This window comes from Pseudomonas sp. AC463, assembly GCF_979253585.1.
On the sequence record NZ_CEEDDZ010000314.1, the window covers coordinates 1 to 331 of the forward strand.

1 protein-coding gene is annotated in these 331 nt (G+C 62.8%); it reads left to right on the plus strand.

The window, feature by feature from the left end; genetic code table 11:
* Window positions 1-331: FAD-dependent oxidoreductase (locus AC0IYH_RS30295; RefSeq protein WP_471837833.1), on the plus strand; the 331-nt coding region annotated here is incomplete at both ends.

Below are 331 nucleotides of genomic sequence, written 5' to 3' on the forward strand. Positions count from 1 at the left end.
GTCATCAGGTATTTCTGGAGCCGGAGGGTCTGTCGGATACCACGGTGTATCCGAACGGCTTGTCGACCAGCCTGGCGACTTCGGTTCAGGAGGCGGTGCTCGCATCGATTCCCGGGCTGGAAAACGCGCGGATCACTGTGCCCGGCTATGCGGTCGAGTACGACCACCTCGACCCGCGCTCTCTGGGACCTACGTTGGCGCATCGCGGTGTCGACGGCCTGTTCTTCGCAGGACAGATCAACGGCACGACGGGATATGAGGAGGCAGCGGGGCAGGGCCTTGTCGCCGGGTTGAACGCAGCGGCTTATGCGTGCGATTTGGAGCCTGTCAT